The 15,552-nt window shown below is 71.2% G+C and carries 15 protein-coding genes and 1 pseudogene; 10 read left to right on the top strand and 6 right to left on the bottom strand.

The window, feature by feature from the left end; genetic code table 11:
- The first annotated feature begins 808 nt into the window (after window positions 1–808).
- The 6 genes from DQE82_RS05705 to DQE82_RS05680 all read left to right on the top strand — a co-directional run bounded on the left by DQE82_RS05705 (window position 809) and on the right by DQE82_RS05680 (window position 9,488).
- Window positions 809–2,179 (top strand): L-serine ammonia-lyase, encoded by a 1,371-nt coding sequence (locus tag DQE82_RS05705; RefSeq protein WP_113972151.1) that lies wholly within the window; start codon window positions 809–811, stop codon window positions 2,177–2,179.
- Window positions 2,180–2,244: 65 nt separating this feature from the next.
- Window positions 2,245–3,072: an ABC transporter permease gene (locus DQE82_RS05700; RefSeq protein WP_113972150.1), complete on the top strand. Its 828-nt coding sequence runs from the start codon at window positions 2,245–2,247 to the stop codon at window positions 3,070–3,072.
- On the top strand, window positions 3,073–3,816 hold the full coding sequence (locus tag DQE82_RS05695) for an ABC transporter ATP-binding protein (RefSeq protein ID WP_030503547.1): 744 nt from the start codon (window positions 3,073–3,075) through the stop codon (window positions 3,814–3,816). It begins immediately after the preceding gene.
- Window positions 3,813–5,816 carry a DUF5941 domain-containing protein gene (locus DQE82_RS05690; protein WP_113972149.1) on the top strand — a complete coding sequence of 668 codons (2,004 nt, stop codon included), beginning with the start codon at window positions 3,813–3,815 and terminating at the stop codon, window positions 5,814–5,816. The genes DQE82_RS05695 and DQE82_RS05690 overlap by 4 nt, the downstream gene beginning before the upstream one ends.
- 16 nt (window positions 5,817–5,832) lie before the next feature.
- On the top strand, window positions 5,833–8,016 hold the full coding sequence (locus tag DQE82_RS05685) for a bifunctional glycosyltransferase family 2 protein/CDP-glycerol:glycerophosphate glycerophosphotransferase (RefSeq protein WP_113972148.1): 2,184 nt from the start codon (window positions 5,833–5,835) through the stop codon (window positions 8,014–8,016).
- Between the two features lie 158 nt (window positions 8,017–8,174).
- A complete protein-coding gene (locus DQE82_RS05680) occupies window positions 8,175–9,488 on the top strand; it encodes an ABC transporter ATP-binding protein (RefSeq protein WP_043330711.1) in 1,314 nt (437 codons plus the stop codon).
- A 47-nt stretch (window positions 9,489–9,535) separates the two neighbouring features.
- Here the strand turns inward: DQE82_RS05680 and DQE82_RS05675 are convergent, their stop codons facing one another.
- Entirely contained in the window at window positions 9,536–9,883 is a 348-nt protein-coding gene (locus tag DQE82_RS05675; RefSeq protein WP_043327125.1) for a hypothetical protein, read from the bottom strand.
- Entirely contained in the window at window positions 9,880–10,125 is a 246-nt protein-coding gene (locus tag DQE82_RS05670) for a hypothetical protein (protein ID WP_043327123.1), read from the bottom strand. The genes DQE82_RS05675 and DQE82_RS05670 overlap by 4 nt, the downstream gene beginning before the upstream one ends.
- A 157-nt stretch (window positions 10,126–10,282) precedes the next feature.
- Here DQE82_RS05670 and DQE82_RS05665 point away from each other — a divergent pair, with 157 nt between their 5' ends.
- From DQE82_RS05665 to DQE82_RS05650, 3 genes are all read left to right on the top strand, one after another.
- The gene (locus DQE82_RS05665) at window positions 10,283–11,083 is read left to right on the top strand and encodes a helix-turn-helix transcriptional regulator (protein WP_113972370.1); all 801 of its coding nucleotides are present in this window, start codon (window positions 10,283–10,285) and stop codon (window positions 11,081–11,083) included.
- Window positions 11,074–11,262, top strand: coding sequence for a DUF397 domain-containing protein (locus DQE82_RS05660; protein ID WP_113972147.1), 189 nt, complete (start codon window positions 11,074–11,076; stop codon window positions 11,260–11,262). The genes DQE82_RS05665 and DQE82_RS05660 overlap by 10 nt, the downstream gene beginning before the upstream one ends.
- Window positions 11,263–11,418: 156 nt before the next feature.
- Window positions 11,419–11,607 carry a DUF397 domain-containing protein gene (locus DQE82_RS05650; protein ID WP_113972146.1) on the top strand — a complete coding sequence of 63 codons (189 nt, stop codon included), beginning with the start codon at window positions 11,419–11,421 and terminating at the stop codon, window positions 11,605–11,607.
- Window positions 11,608–11,623: 16 nt separating this feature from the next.
- Here the strand turns inward: DQE82_RS05650 and DQE82_RS31035 are convergent, their stop codons facing one another.
- Both DQE82_RS31035 and DQE82_RS31030 read right to left on the bottom strand, forming a co-directional pair.
- Window positions 11,624–12,007, bottom strand: a complete 384-nt coding sequence (locus tag DQE82_RS31035; protein WP_043327117.1) for a nuclear transport factor 2 family protein — start codon at window positions 12,005–12,007, stop codon at window positions 11,624–11,626.
- Between the two features lie 27 nt (window positions 12,008–12,034).
- Window positions 12,035–12,736: pseudogene (locus DQE82_RS31030) on the bottom strand (hypothetical protein); the annotation flags it as partial.
- Here DQE82_RS31030 and DQE82_RS05640 point away from each other — a divergent pair.
- Window positions 12,735–13,691: a sulfotransferase gene (locus tag DQE82_RS05640; RefSeq protein WP_233514592.1), complete on the top strand. Its 957-nt coding sequence runs from the start codon at window positions 12,735–12,737 to the stop codon at window positions 13,689–13,691. The pseudogene DQE82_RS31030 and the gene DQE82_RS05640 overlap by 2 nt on opposite strands.
- Window positions 13,692–13,761: 70 nt before the next feature.
- Here the strand turns inward: DQE82_RS05640 and DQE82_RS05635 are convergent, their stop codons facing one another.
- Both DQE82_RS05635 and DQE82_RS05630 read right to left on the bottom strand, forming a co-directional pair.
- Window positions 13,762–14,286: a hypothetical protein gene (locus DQE82_RS05635; protein ID WP_069087827.1), complete on the bottom strand. Its 525-nt coding sequence runs from the start codon at window positions 14,284–14,286 to the stop codon at window positions 13,762–13,764.
- 67 nt (window positions 14,287–14,353) lie between these two features.
- On the bottom strand, window positions 14,354–15,532 hold the full coding sequence (locus DQE82_RS05630) for a Fic family protein (protein WP_030503535.1): 1,179 nt from the start codon (window positions 15,530–15,532) through the stop codon (window positions 14,354–14,356).
- Window positions 15,533–15,552 lie beyond the last annotated feature (20 nt).

The following is a 15,552-nucleotide window of genomic DNA, read 5'->3' as shown; positions in this document are numbered from 1 at the left end:
CCGTCCCCACCGACTCACCGCGGAGACTCCCGGGTCGCCGCCGCGGTTTCCGGTCCGAGGTGGTCCCGCAATCACGGGTCGGGGAACTGCGGTTCCTGCTCAGCGCTTCCGCACTGCTGGCCACACCATCAGCCCTACCTCCCGCCCCCTCCCGCTCCCCCTCCCGTCTCCCGCCTTCCGCCTTCCGTCTCCCGCCTTCCGCGATCTTGCACTTGAGGCCCTCGACGTGCCCTATTTGCTCTGGATTGACGGGGCGGGAAGTGCAAGATCGCGGCAGTTGACGGGGTGGCGTGCGGTGGGAGCCGCGTTCGGTCGCGTGTTGCGGCGAGTGCGTTCCGTAGTGCGGGACTGGCGTTCCGTTGAGTGGGATTCGTGGAGATCTTGGAAGGAAAGGGTCCCTATGGGGGCCGTTTGGTTCCAAGATCTGCCGGGAGCCGGGAGCCGGGAGCCGGGAGCCGGGAGCCGGGAGCCGGGAGCCGGGAGCCGGGAGCCGGGAGCCGGGAGCCGGGAGCCGCTCTCCCGCCGCGCTGTGCGGCGATCTTGGAGTTGTGGCGGTTCACGAAGGTCGTAAATGCCGCCATCCGGGCGCCACAACTCCAAGATCGACGGGGGGAGTGGGGGCCGGAGGGGACAGCGCTTCCTCGCGGGCGGGCATGGGGCGGAGTGGGGGCGGGTATCACGAGGGCGGGGTAGGCTCGCGGGTCGGGCGCCCCCACCCTGGGCGCCGGCCGTCCCGCCTGGCGGGGGCGGCAACCCCACGCACCGGCTCGGATCCGCACAACGGGGACGACGGCGAGGAAAGCAGCAAATGATCAGTGTTTTCGATCTTTTCAGTGTCGGTATCGGGCCGTCCAGCTCGCACACGGTCGGGCCGATGCGGGCGGCCCGTACGTTCGTGGCGGGTTTGAAGGCTGACGGGCAGCTCGCCGATGTGGCGCGGGTGCGGGCGGAGCTGTTCGGCTCGCTCGGCGCGACCGGTCACGGGCACGGCAGTGACCGGGCGGTGCTGCTGGGGCTGGAGGGTGAGGTCCCGGAGACCGTCGACACCGACTCGGTGGGGCCTCGGGTGGAGCGGATCCGTAGTCAGCGGCGGCTCGACCTGTTCGGCAGTCAGGGGGTCGACTTCGACCCGGACACGGATCTGGTGCTGCACCGCCGGCGGTCGTTGCCGTACCACCCGAACGGGATGACGTTCGCGGCGTACGACGTGGCCGGGAACGAGGTACGGACGCGCACGTACTACTCGGTCGGTGGCGGGTTCGTGGTGGACGAGGCGGCCGCCGGGGCGGACCGGATCAAGGCGGACAGCACCCGTGTGAAGCACCCCTTCCTCACCGGCGCGGAACTGCTGACCGTCACCTCCGAGACGGGTCTGTCGATCAGTGAGGTGATGCTCGCCAACGAGCTGTCCTGGCGTAGCGAGGCGGACGTGCGGGCGGGGTTGCTGGAGATCTGGCGGGTGATGCGCGAGTGCGTGGAGAGCGGCTGCACCCGTGACGGCGTACTGCCGGGTGGGTTGAAGGTCCGGCGGCGCGCGGCGGAGATGCGGCGCAGCCTGGAGGCGGAGACCGGCGCCCAGGACCCGCTGCGCGCGATGGACTGGGTGACGTTGTTCGCGCTGGCGGTCAACGAGGAGAACGCGGCGGGCGGGCGGGTGGTCACCGCGCCGACGAACGGGGCTGCCGGGATCATTCCGGCCGTGCTGCACTACTACACCCGGTTCGTGCCGGGCGCGTCCGAGGAGGGCGTGGTGCGGTTCCTGCTGGCGGCGGGCGCGATCGGTGTGTTGTTCAAGGAGAACGCGTCGATCTCGGGTGCGGAGGTGGGCTGTCAGGGTGAGGTGGGTTCGGCGTGCTCGATGGCGGCGGCCGGGCTGGCCGAGGCGCTGGGCGGGACGCCGGAGCAGGTGGAGAACGCCGCCGAGATCGGCATGGAGCACAACCTGGGGCTGACCTGCGACCCGGTGGGTGGCCTGGTGCAGATCCCGTGCATCGAGCGCAACGCGGTGGCGAGCATCAAGGCGATCACGGCGGCCCGGCTGGCGTTGCGCGGGGACGGGGTGCACCACGTGTCGCTGGACAAGGTCATCAAGACCATGCGGGAGACCGGCGCGGACATGAAGGTCAAGTACAAGGAGACCGCGCGCGGCGGACTCGCCGTCAACGTCATCGAGTGCTGACCCCGTTGGGGTGATCCGGCGCGTGCCCGAGCCGCGACCGCGACGGACGGGGCGACGATGGTGCGGTGACGTCAGGCGTCGCGGCGCTCTGGTCCGCCCGCACCTCGCTGCGCATCCTGGTCCGGCGGGACCTCGCGGTGAAGTACCAGCAGTCGGTGCTGGGCTACTTCTGGTCGCTGATCGAACCGCTCGGCATGGGCCTGATCTACTGGTTCGTCTTCGGCGTGCTCTACTCCGGCGCGACCCGGCGGCATCTGGGCGAGGCGGCCGGGTCGTACCCGCTGTTCCTGATCACCGGGATCTTCGCCTGGATGTGGGCGAGTTCGGCGCTGACCGAGGCCGCGAACGCGCTCACCGGGCAGGCCCGGCTGATCACCACGATGAACCTGCCCCGGCCGATCTTCCCGATCGGGCGGGTCACCGGGCGCTTCGCCGAGTACCTGGCCGGGCTGCCGATCCTGGTCGCCGTCGCGGCGATCTACGCGAGCCAGGGGAAGATCCGCCCCGGCTGGAGCCTGCTCGCGCTGCCGCTGGCGGTGGCGGTGCAGTTCGTGCTGCTGGTGGGCCTGGCGCTGCTGCTGTCGGCGGGCAACGTGCTGATGCGCGACATCGAGCGCACCATGCGGCTGATCATCCGGCTGCTGTTCTACGCGACGCCGATCATCTATCCGCTCGACCTGGTGCGGGAGTCGGGCATGCCGGGCTGGCTCAAGATCGGGTACGAGCTGAATCCGCTGGTCGGGATCTTCCAGCTGCACCACGCGGTCTGGTACCCGGACGAGTTCCCGGACGCCCGGCTGCTCGTCATCACGGTGACCGGCAGCGTGGCAGTTCTGGCGCTCGGCTGGTGGGCGTTCCACCGCCTCGAACCGGCAGTGCTGAAGGAACTCTGAATGGCCCCGATCATCGAGGCGGACGGGCTCGGCATCCGGTTCGTCCGCAACCGGCGCCGCCAGCTGCGGCTGCGGGAGCTGATCGTGCACCGGGGCGCCCGGGACCCGGACGCGGGCCGGTTCTGGCCGCTGCGTGACCTGTCGTTCCGGATCGAACCGGGCGAGACGGTGGGCGTGGTGGGGCGCAACGGCACCGGTAAGAGCACGCTGCTGCGGCTGATCGCCGGTGTGCTCATCCCGGACGAGGGCTCGATCCGGGTGCACGGCCGGGTGGCGCCGCTGCTCGAACTGTCCGCCGGGTTCTCCGGGGACCTGACCGGGCGGGAGAACCTGTACCTGGTGGGCGGGCTGCACGGACTGTCGTCGGCGTACCTGCGGGAACACTTCGACGAGATCGTCTCGTTCGCCGGTGAGCAGGTGGAACGCGCCATCGACACGTCGGTGCGGCACTACTCGTCGGGGATGAAGGTGCGGCTGGGCTTCGCGGTGATCGCGCACCTGCCGCACCCGGTGCTGCTTGTGGACGAGGTGACAGCGGTCGGGGACGCGGAGTTCCGCGCGAAGTGCTATGCGACCATCGAGCGACTTCTCGCGGAAGGGCGCACGCTGGTGCTGGTGTCACACAACGACAAGGACCTCACCCGGTTCTGCCGTCGGGGGCTGTACCTCGACGCCGGACGGCTGATCGTCGACGGGACGATCGACGAGGCGCTGGCGGCCTACGCCGACGCGGCGAAGCGGTGACGCTCGCGATCGTGCTCGCCGCCGACCCGGCGGCGGGCCACCTCACCGAGCCCGGCCGGCCCGCCGGGGAACCGCTCACCGAGCGCCTGGCCGCGCAGTGGTGCCGGGCCGGGGCGGACGACGTGCGTATCGCCGCCGACCTGACCGAGCTGGCCGACCTGGTGGCCGCCGCGACCGGCCCGGTGCTGGTGAGCGGCGCGGACCTGGTGGCGCACACCGCCGTACTCAAGCATCTCGCGACCAGCCCGGTGGGGCCGACGGTGGCGCTGGTGCTCACCGATCCGCCCGCTCCCGGGCAGGCCACCGTGCGCGAGGAGCGCGGCCAGGTGGTCGAGGTCGACGCCGCCGACGCGAGCGGCGTGTTCGGCGGCGCGCTGCGGGTGGGCCCGGCCGACCTGCCGGCGCTCGCCGACGCCGCCCGCCGCGCCGCAGGCGCCGCGCCGGATGCGCCGGACGCGCGCCTGACCGACCCGGCGTCCGCGCCGGGCGTCGGCGCAACGGACGGCGGGCCGCGGAACGCGGTGGACCGGCTCGTGGCCGACCTCGCCGCCCGGGGCACGCTGATCTTCGCCCAGAGGGTACGTCTGCTCGTGGCGCACCGGGTCGGCGACGAGGCGCAGCGGGATGCGGCCGAGGCGGCGGTGGCCGCTGTCGACGAGGACCGGGCCGAGTTGAAGCTGTCGGTGAAGGAGCGGGACGACTTCTTCACCACGTTCTTCGTCAGCACCTGGTCCCCGTACGTCACGAAGGCGGCGGCGCGCATCGGGATCGGCCCGACCGGGGTCACCATGGTCTCGGTGGCGTTCGCGGTGGCCGCGGCGGTGCTGTTCGGCGTCGGTGGACGGCCCGCGCTGGTGGCCGGGGCGGTCCTGCTCTACCTGGGGTTCGTGCTCGACTGCGTGGACGGGCAACTGGCCCGCTACACCCGGCACTTCAGCGCCTGGGGCGGCTGGCTGGACACGATGGCCGACCGCTTCAAGGAGTACGTGGTCTACGCCGGGCTCGGCTTCGGGGCCACGCATGCCGGGTTCCGGTACGGCTGGGCGCTGGCGCTGGCCGCGATGACGTTGCAGACCGTGCGGCACATGACCGACACCTGGTACGGGGCGTTGCACGACGAGGCGGCCCGGCGGCCGAAGGTGGTGACCGCCGACGCGGGCGGCATCGGCGGGAAGCTGAACGCCGCGTCGACGCGGGTGCAGGCGGACACCGGCTCGGTGTCGTACTGGCTGAAGCGCACTGTGGTGTTCCCGATCGGGGAGCGGTGGGCGCTGATCGCGATCGCCGCCGCGCTGTTCGGGCCGCTGGTGGCGCTGGTCGCGGTGCTGGTCTGGGGGACGCTGGCGTTCGCGTACACCGGGGGGTTGCGGACCTTGCGGGCGCGGTGGATGCGGGTGCCGGTGATGGCCACTGTGGACGCGGGTCTGCACCGTGACGACGGCGTGCTGGCGCGGACGCTGCCGACCACGCGGCGGCCGCTGCTGCTGGCGGTGCTCGGCGCGCTCGGCTCGGCGGGGACGCTGGTGTGGGCGCTGCTCGCGGTGCACGGCGGCGGCGACCTGCCGGTCTGGGTGCCGGTGCTCGCGCTGGTGCTGCTGCTGGGTGCCGCGCAGGCTTCGCGGGCGCCGCACGAGGGGTCGCTGGACTGGCTGGTGCCGGCTGCGTTGCGGGCCGCCGAGTATCTGTTCGCCATCGCGGTCGGGGTGGCGGGCCGGGCACCGGCCTGGCTGATCTTCGGGTACGTGCTGGTGCTGACGCTGCACCACTACGACCTGACCGCCCGGCTGGAGAAGCGGCAGTCGGCTCCGCCGCTGCACGCCGCCACGCTGGGCTGGCCAGGGCGTTCCCTGCTGCTGGCAATCGGGCTGATCGCCGGATATGCGAGTATCGCTCTGGCTACACTCGGTGCGTACCTTCTCGTGGTTTTTGTCGCGAGCGTGGTCCTCGCCTGGGTGGTCCTGCCGGCCCGCGCCCGTGGGGGTGTGCGCTCGCCGGGCTGACGGAGGGCGGGCCGGGGTGACCTTGATCAGCTTCGTCGTGCCGGCCTTCAAGGTGCAGGGCTACCTGCGGGAATGTCTCGACTCGATCCTCGACCAGCCGTTCGCCGACATCGAGGTGATCGGCGTCGACGACGCCTCCCCCGACGACAGCGGCGAGATCCTGGCCGAGTACGCGCTGCGCGACCCCCGGGTCCGCCCGGTGCGCCTCGCCGAGAACGTGGGGCTCGGTCCGGCCCGCAACATCGGGCTGGACCGGGCCGTCGGCGAGTACGTGTGGTTCGTCGACGGGGACGACTGGCTGGTGCCCGGCTGCCTGCCGCACGTCGCGGACCGGCTCCGCGACACCGCGCCGGACGTGCTGATCGTGGACCACGTCCGGGCGCACTGGAACAACATCGGCACCCGCAGCGCGATGCGCGAGGTGTTCCCGGTGCCGCCCGGCGCGACGACGTTCACGCTGCGGGACCGGCCGGAGACGCTGAAGCTGCTGCACACCGCGTGGAACCGGGTGGTACGGCGGGAGTTCCTGATCGAGCACGGGCTGCGCTTCGAACCGGGCTGGTACGAGGACGTCTCGTTCAGCTATCCGGCGCTGATGGCCGCCGGGCGGATCGGCGTACTCGACCGGATCTGCCTGAACTACCGGCAGCGCCGCACCGGCGCGATCACGAAGACCCGGGGGGACCGGCACTTCGAGGTCTTCGCCCAGTGGCACCGGGTGTTCGGGCTGATGGACCGCTGGCGGGTGACGGGGCTGCGACCGGCGGTCTTCGAGCGGATGATCTGGCACTACCTGACGGTGCTCGGCAACGGCGACCGGATCGCGCCCGAGCTGCGGGCGCCGTTCTTCGCCCAGATGCACGCCGACTACGTGCGGTTCCTGCCGCCCGAGGGCTATCCGGTCCCGCCCGGCCCGGAAGGGCTCAAGCACCGGCTGGTGGCGGCCGGCCGATGGCGGACGTTCAGCGCGTTGCGCGAGGCGCACCAGGCGACGGAGACGGCCCGGCGGACCGCGCGGCGGGCCCGGCGACGGGTCACGCCGGTGGTGCGGCGTACCGCCCGGCGGGCCCGTGACCTGGCGCTGGGCGAGTACTACCGGGCCGAGCTGCACCGGCCGGTCGACCCGACGCTCGCCGTGTACGCGGCCTACTGGTATCGGGGCTACTCGTGCAACCCGGCGGCGATCTACGAGGCGGCCCGCCGGCTCGCGCCGCAGGTGCGCGGCGTGTGGATCGTCCGCCGCGACCGGGTGGCCGCGCTGCCGCCCGGTGTCGAGTACGTGGTGGCCGGCACCCGCGAGTACCACCGCGTGCTGGCGCGTGCCCGCTGGCTGGTCAACAACGTCAACTTCCCGGACTTCGTCCGCAAGCGGCCGGGCTCGGTGCACGTGCAGACCCACCACGGCACGCCGGTCAAGGTGATGGGGCTGGACCAGCAGCGCTACCCGGTGGGCGCGATGGGGATGGACTTCGCCGGGCTGCTGCGCCGGGTCGACCGCTGGGACTACAGCATCACCTCGAACAGCTTCTCCACGCAGATGTGGGAGCGGGCGTACCCGGCGGACTACACCACGCTCGAGGTCGGCTACCCGCGCAACGACCGGCTGGCGCTGGCCACCGCCGAGGACCGCGGCCAGGTCCGCGCCGCGCTGGGCATCGCACCCGACGAGTACGTGGTGCTCTACGCGCCGACGCACCGCGAGCACCTGCCCGGGTGGCGGCCACCGTTCGACCCGGACCGGATGCTCGACGTGCTCGGGCCCCGGGGCCGGCTGCTGATGCGCAGCCACTACTTCCACGACCGGGAGCGGCATCCCCGGGGACCGGCGGCGGACGGCGTGCTGGACGTGAGCGCGTACGACCGGGTGGAGGACCTCTACCTGGCGGCGGACGTACTGATCACCGACTATTCCTCGGCGATGTTCGACTACGCGGTGCTGGACCGGCCGATAGTGGTCTACGCGCCGGACTGGGACGCCTACCGGGTGGCCCGGGGCGTCTACTTCGACCTGCTGGCCGAGCCGCCGGGCACCGTCGCGCTGGACTTCCCCGGGCTGCTCGACGTGTTCCGGTCCGGCGCGGTCGACGACGAGGCGGCCGAGCGCGCCCGGGCGGCGTTCCGGTCGCGGTTCTGCGCGCTGGACGACGGGCACGCCGCCGAGCGCGTGGTACGCCGCGTGTTCCTCGGCGAAACGCCGTAAAAGTGGTTACCGGCAGGTCACTTAACTGCGGAGCCCGGCGAATACCGCTTAATAGGACTGTCACGAGCCGAACATGGCACGTTTACCCGATGTGCGAATCAGATGATCCTGGTCACAGTCATTCCCGGGTTTGGGGAGAGAAAACTGGGGAGGTGGCGGTGGCGACCGTCGCGCTCAAGGATGTCACCAAGGTGTTCCCGGATGGAACAGTCGCGGTCGACACCATCAATCTGGACGTCAACGACGGCGAGTTCATGGTGCTGCTCGGCCCGTCGGGCTGCGGGAAGTCGACGGTGCTGCGCATGGTCGCCGGGCTGGAGGACCCGTCCTCCGGCGCGATCCTGCTCGGCGGTGAGCTGGCCAACGACCTGCCGCCACGCGACCGGAAGATCGCCATGGTCTTCCAGGACTTCGCGCTCTATCCGCACATGACGGTCGGCGACAACATCGGCTTCCCGCTGCGGCTCTCCGGCATCGAGCCCGGCCCGCGCGGCGAGCGGATCCAGGACGTGGCGAGCGCGCTCGGCATCGGCGACGTACTCGCGCGCAAGCCCAGCCAGCTCTCCGGCGGCCAGCGGCAGCGGGTCGCCATGGGGCGGGCGATAGTGCGCCGGCCCGGCCTGTTCCTCATGGACGAGCCGCTGTCGAACCTGGACAGCGGGCTGCGCGCCGAACTGCGGGCGGAGATCTCCGGCCTCACCCGCGAACTCGGCGTCACCACCATCTACGTCACCCACGACCAGGCCGAGGCGCTGACCATGGCCGACCGCGTCGCGATCATGCGCAAGGGCGTGCTCCAGGACGTGGGCACCCCCACCCAGGTGTACGGGCGGCCGGCCACGCTCTACGTCGCCGCGTTCCTGGGCAGCCCCCGGATGAACCTGCTGGAGGCGTCGGTCTACGTGCACCTCGACCGGTACGTCGCGCTGAACCTCGGCGAGCAGTCGCTCTACCTGCCCTGGGACGACATCCGCAGCCGGGCGGTGGCGCACTACCACGGCGAGCGGATCGTGGTCGGCATGCGGGCCGAGGCGCTCACCCCGGTCGCCCCGGACACCGCCGGTGACGTGCTGCACGGGCGCATCCGCTACCTGGAGCACCACGGCCACGAGTCACTCGCGTTCCTCGACATCGGCGCCACCGCGATCGTGGTCGACGAGATGGGCACCCAGGTGGAGCAGGCCGCACCGGGCCAGCGCGGCCTGCGCCGGTTCAACCAGGTGATGCAGCGGCTCACCGGCCGCGCGACGGAGGCGTCAGCCCCGGCGCCGGAGGCCGGCGGGGGTGGCGGCAACCGCACCAGCGTGCTGCCCGACCCGGGCCGCCACCACCGTCGTCCGGCGGAACTGGCGGTACGGCTCGCGCCGTACCCGCAGGTGTCGCCCGGGCACCCGCTCGCCGTGCAGGTGCGGATGGACGCGCTGCACTTCTTCGACGAGCGAGGCGACCGCATCGACGTCGGCTGGCGGTGAAAGGAAGGGCACCCTGTTAACGCCTCCGGTAGAGGAAGGGCCCCTTATTAACAGCCGCCGCCCGGAGGGACGGGCGGGTGACGGCGGTACGGGCCCCAGCCGACGAAGCGGGCGAACATGTCGGCCGGGGCGGGCGCGTCGTTCGGGTTCAGCCGGTAGAGGTCGCGCGTCGCCTCGTACAGCAGCCCGCACAGGTAGATGGACAGCCCGATCCGGTTGTCCTCGTACTCGCTGCGCAGCAGCAGACGGGCCGTCGGGCACGGCCACGGCTGGCCGCAGGCCCGGCAGCACCACATCGGACGCAGCGGCGTGTGCGGGGTGGCGTGCAACGGGTACGGCCGGGGTCGATCCGGCTTGGGTCCGTCCGGCGGCTGCCCGAGCTGGTGGCTGATCACCGAGGCTCCTCGTGGCCGTCGCGCCGGTTGCCGGCGTCGCCGCCGCGCTGCTCCGGGACCGGCCAGCGACCGCCGTTCGCCCGCCACTGCTGGGCCGGGGTGAGGTTGCCGACCCGGCCGGGACCCATCGTCGGGAGTGGACGGGTGGGTTGCCGCATCCAGTCCGGCAGATTGTCGCCCCGTACCCGCTGGGGCAGTGTCGGTGCCGACGCACCCCGGCAGCGGAACCAGCGCAGTCGCACGGCGCAACTCCTCTCGGTAGCGGGAATCGGACGAATTCGATTCCACTGCGTGACAGTCTCGTCACCGCGCCGCTAGGGTCGGAAGGCGTTCCACCCCCACCTTCCCGGCCGTCCGACCGGCCGATTTCCGTGTGCAGCCGTGTGCAGAGGTGTGCAGATGATCCGTGTGCCGTTGTGGGAACTGTTCGCCGGTGAGCTACGTCGGTTACGTACCGATGCGGGGCTTACCCAGGAGGCGCTGGGCGAGCGGGTGAGCTATTCGGCGTCGCTGGTGGCGGCCGTCGAGCAGTGCCGCCGCGCGCCGCGCGCCGAGTTCACCGAGCGCTGCGACGAGGTGCTGAACGGCGGCGGCCTGCTGGTGCGGATCCGGGACGCGCTGATGCAGGAGGCGCTGATGCCGTGGTTCCGCGAGTGGGTGAGCATCGAGCAGGAAGCTGCCTCACTGCGTAGCTTTCAACCGCTGGTGGTGCCCGGCCTGTTGCAGACTGAGGAGTACGCCCGCGCACTGCACGAGGGCGCTAGCCCACTTGTCGGTGATGCTATGGAGCAGCAGGTGGCCGCACGGATGGCGCGGCAGGTGGTGCTGGACCGTCCGGCTCCACCGCAGTTCGTGGCAGTGATCGACCATTCGGTGCTCACTCGCGCCGTCGGCGGTCCCAAGGTGATGCGGGAGCAGCTGGCGCATCTGGTCGAGGTGGGTCGTCGGCCTCGCGTGCACCTCCACCTGGTGCCGGAAACGGTCGGTGCCTATCCGGGGCTCAACGGTGCTTTCGTGCTCGCGACCCCGGCTGACGGTGACGACGTGGGCTACTTGGACAACCAGTTGCACGGCACGATTGTGGAGCGGCACGCGGACGTAAAATCACTTCGGCAAACCTGGGAGTCGGTGCGCGCGGAAGCTATGCCGCACGGGGCGACTCTGGCGGCGATCTCGGAGGCGGCGAAGCGATGGAGTTGACCGGCGCGATCTGGCGCAAGAGCACCCGCAGCAGCGGCAATTCCGGCGATTGTGTCGAGGTGGCGGACAATCTGCCCGGCGTGGTGGGGGTGCGGGACAGCAAGGACCGGCAGGGGCCGGCGCTGACGTTCACGTCGTCGAGCTGGGCGGCGTTCGTCGCGTACGCCAAGCGCGCCTGACCCGTAGCGGTCAACCGGCAGCCGGGTCGCGAACGCTGGTCCGACGATCAGCGTTCGTGCTCGGCTCATCAATGAGTGGCAGAGCTGGACGTCGTGCCGTGCGGAGGCGATGCCGCACGGGGAGACTCTGGCGGCGATCTCGGAGGCGGCGAAGCGATGGAGTTGACCGGCGCGATCTGGCGCAAGAGCACCCGCAGCAGCGGTAATGGCGGCGACTGCGTGGAGGTGGCGGACAATCTGCCCGGCGTGGTGGGGGTGCGGGACAGCAAGGACCGGCAGGGGCCGGCGCTGACGTTCACGTCGTCGAGCTGGGCGGCGTTCGTCGCGTACGCGAAGCGGGGTTAGGCAGCGACCGCCGTCGTCACCCGGCGGCGGTGGTCCGCCGTTCCGGCGCGAACGGCCACTCCTCGAACGACTGGCAGCGGCCGTCCTCGGCGAACCGCATGATCCAGAGGTCGCGCCACTCCTGGTGGACCGGGTCGCCGTACCGGACCTGCACCCGGGCCACAGCGGTGTCGCCGTCGACCGCGACGACCTCCGAGGTCATCTGGAAGACCTCGTCGGGTCCGTCGCGTTCGCTGTCCCACATGCGGACGATGGCGGGCAGGCCGACCACCGGATCCCGGTACGGCCCCTGCTGGTAGGTCGCGTCGGGCGTGAACATCGTGCCGAGCGCCGCAGTGCCCGGTGTGCGCCACGCCTGCTCGTACGCCGCGATCCAGGCGGCCACCCGATTCCTGTCCATGGCTGCCAGCCTGCCATCCAAGGCCGCCCGGATCGCCCACATCGGCCGCCCGGGGTCGTCGTTGTGCACCACGACGTCGGCGTGCTCGGCCGGGCGGGCAGTGGCGAAGTAGAGCCGCTGGGCGGGAAGGTAACGCTCGTGCCAGCGCCGCTCGACGTCGGCTCTCGTCGACACGCGGCTCTCGCGGATCACGGCCCGGTCCACCGTCTTGTCGAGCGCGGTGGACACGAAGACGCGCAGCTCCCACCGGTCGACCAGTTCCGGGCGCAGGAGGAAGACACCGTCGAACACCAGCACGGCGTCCGCCGGAGCGGTCGTGGGCGGCGGAGACAGCACCGTATCCGTCGCGTGGTCGTAGACCGTGTGCCGGAAGCGTCGATCTCCGCCCGGGCCGAGCGGATCGAGCAGCACCCGGTTCAGCGACCCGTGATCGTGGGTGTCGACGTAGCAGCCCTCGGCCGAGAACTCGCCGCGCCGGTAACGCCGGGCGCGGGGGAAGAGGAAGTCGTCCACCGTCGCGCGGATGACGTACCGGCCCCGGGCGCGCAGGACGGCGGCCAGCTCGTCGGCGAGCGTGGTCTTGCCGGCAGCGGGCGGCCCGTCGACCGCGACCCGGGTCGGGTGCGGCACGGTGACGGACCCGACCGCGTCGGCCAGGAGGCCGATCAGCTCCCGGCGGGGATAAATGGATTGCCCCTGCGCCCGGCCGGGAGTTTCACTGCCGTCCATGCCGTCCCCCTCACCGGTCTTCGTCGCGGGCACAGGTCGTTCGGGCACCTCGCGGATCGCCGACGTCATCGGCCAGCACCCGCTGATCCACCGGATCCCGATGGAAACCAAGTTCATCGTCGAACCCGGCGGCCTGCGGGACCTGGCCGACGCGCTCACCGAACGGTACGACCCCATCGTCGGCGAGGACGCCCTGCAGCGGCTCAGCGACTTCCTGACCGTACGGGTGCCCGGACGGCGTGACGACCGAGGCAAGACCGTGCCCGAGCTGGTCGGCGAACGGCGCTACCGGGACGCCGTACACCAGCTCTGGCCGCTGTTGATCGCGGACGCCTTCGAGGAGCCCGCGCCCGCGGCGGGCTTCGGCGACGGCGACCGGCCCACCGGGCCGTTCGGGCCGACGGGCCGACGACGGGTCGTGCCGAGGTACTTCCGCGACCGGGCCGAGCTGATCGCCGTCCTGCGCGGCCTGGTCGAGACGCTGTTCGGCGGCGCGGCGGCCGACGCGGGCAAGCCGACGTGGTGCGAGAAGACGCCGTTCAACCTCTTCGCCATGGACTTCCTCTGGGAGCTGTTTCCCGAGGCGACGATCGTGCACATCACACGGCACCCGGTCTCGGTGCTCGCCTCCCACCTGGCCCAGCCGTGGGCGCCGTCCACCGTCGACGGGGCGCTGGCCTACCTCGTGCCGGTCTATCAACGATGGCTGGCCTGGAGGAACGCGGCCGACCTGACGACCCGGCGGTACGTCGAGGTGAAGGCGGAAGACCTCGCGGCCGACTGGGCCGGGCAGCGGCGCGCCCTGTTCGCACGGCTCGGCGTCGAGGACGCCGTCACCGCGTCGACGTTCCAGGCGGGCAGGCTCGCGCACCGCGACGACCAGTTCGACGCCGGCACCCGCGCGTACGTCGAGCGGGAACTGGGCGAGATCATCCCCGCCATGGGCTACGAGTGACGGCCGAGCTGTCGAGGGCCGGCCCCGCTGTGCGGAGCTGACCGGCCCGATCAGGTGATGCGGCTCCGGATCACGCCTTGCGGCGCAGTTCGCGGAGCACGCCGTGCCGGCGGAGCGCCCACGCCAGTCGCCGCGCGCTCGGGTGCCGGACGAACAGCACCGCCGCCCGGCGGACCAGCCCGAACCGGTTGTCGCTCACCTGGTCGTCGGCCGCCCGCCAGATCAGCTCGCGGACGCCGGGGCTGTCCAGCATCGCCCTTACCTCGTGGCGTACCCGGGGGTCCTCGGCCGCGGACGTGACGGCGGTGACCAGGCCGGGACGGTCGGCGAGCGGCTCCACCGCCGCGGCGACGAGCGGCCGGCGTACGGTGTCCCGCTCCAGCAGCAGCAACACCGCCTCCCGGACCTCGGTGCTGTCGAGCCCGGACCGCAGCAGGCCCAGCGCGCTGCGCTCGACCTCGCGGTCGCGGTCCGGAAGGGACAGTGCGGCCAGCAGCACTGTCACCTCGTCGAGGTCGACGAGGTGACGCAGCCCGTCGCGGAACTCCGGGAGCGCCCACGCCACCGTCAGCCCGCGCGCGAGATCGCGGTTCATGGGCCATTCGCTACCCGGAGTCGACAGCCGCCGAAACGCCGCGACAGCGCCGTGAAATAAGCCGTGGTTACAAGCGTTCACCTGAGCCGGTCGTATTGGCAGCCTCGGTTGCGAGAACGACCGGCATGGCCGGATAGGGGTCGCTGATCGGTTTGCGCTGAGCATGGACTCTTTCCCGCACCGTCACCAGCGTGGGGCCGGCGACGTAATGCCTGCCCCGCCGCTCACCTCGTGCTTCCAGAAGGCCCTGCTCGACAAGGCTGGCCAGATCCCGAGATGCGGTCCTGTCCTCGACATCGGCAAGTTTGACGTACCCGGAGCGACGGATGCGATAGCCCAGGACTGCCTCGTAGAGGAGATCGGTCACCCGCTCAGGGAGCCTGTTCTCGGCAACGATCGCGTCCAACTCCGACCAGATGCCGGACGCCTCCTCGAAGCGGCGAGCGACGGTCTGCGCCTGCATGTGATGGGCGCGCAGGTTGAACGACACCCAGAGGTGCGCCGAACCTTCGGGGTTCCAGCGGCCACGTCCGGTAACCGCCAACACCCGGTAGTAGTCCTCGGTGTTGCTGCCCAGCCATTCCTCGATGCTGGAGAAAGCAGGCTCGACGATCGCGCGTCGGGAGAGCACCAACGTCTGAAGGGCGCGTGCCATTCGCCCGTTGCCATCACGGAACGGATGGATCATCACCAGGTTCAGATGCGCCATGGCTGCTTTGACGAGCGGAGAGGCGGTGACATCCGACCGTAGATCTTCGGTTAGCTCCTCCATGAGGTGAGGCACGTGGTCGGCGTCCGCGCCCTCGTACACCCGCTCATCGGTTCGCTCATCGTGGACGTAGATCGGGCCCTTGCGATATTGCCCCGGGCTCTTGCCCAGATCGTGCGAGAGCATCATGTAGTGCATGCTGCGGATCACCGACGTGTCGAACCGGAAGTGCGGATCCCCGGCGGTTTGCAGCACGTATCCCAGAGCCTGCCGATAGCCCCGGATCTCGGCGAAGGTCCGGTCGTCGGCGCTCAGCGGCTCCTCGCCGTCTAGCGCGGCGGCGGCGTCGTCCTCGGCGACCACGTAGCCCTCGATGCTGTTGGAGCCGAGAATCGCGCGGGCCAACATCGTGCGCCGGAGGCCGCCGGTCCACCGGCGAGGAGTGCGCAGGACATCGGCGAGCATGCGGCGCATGTCATGCACCTCGGCCAGGACGGTCTCGTCGCGATCGTTGAGTTCTGGGGTGGCGTAGATCATCTCATGTCCCAATGTCTCTT

This window comes from Micromonospora sp. LHW51205 (assembly GCF_003315815.1).
In the GTDB taxonomy this organism is placed as follows: domain Bacteria; phylum Actinomycetota; class Actinomycetes; order Mycobacteriales; family Micromonosporaceae; genus Micromonospora; species Micromonospora chalcea.
The sequence above is the reverse complement of the archived record's forward strand: the minus strand, read 5'-3'. Positions and strand labels throughout refer to the sequence as shown.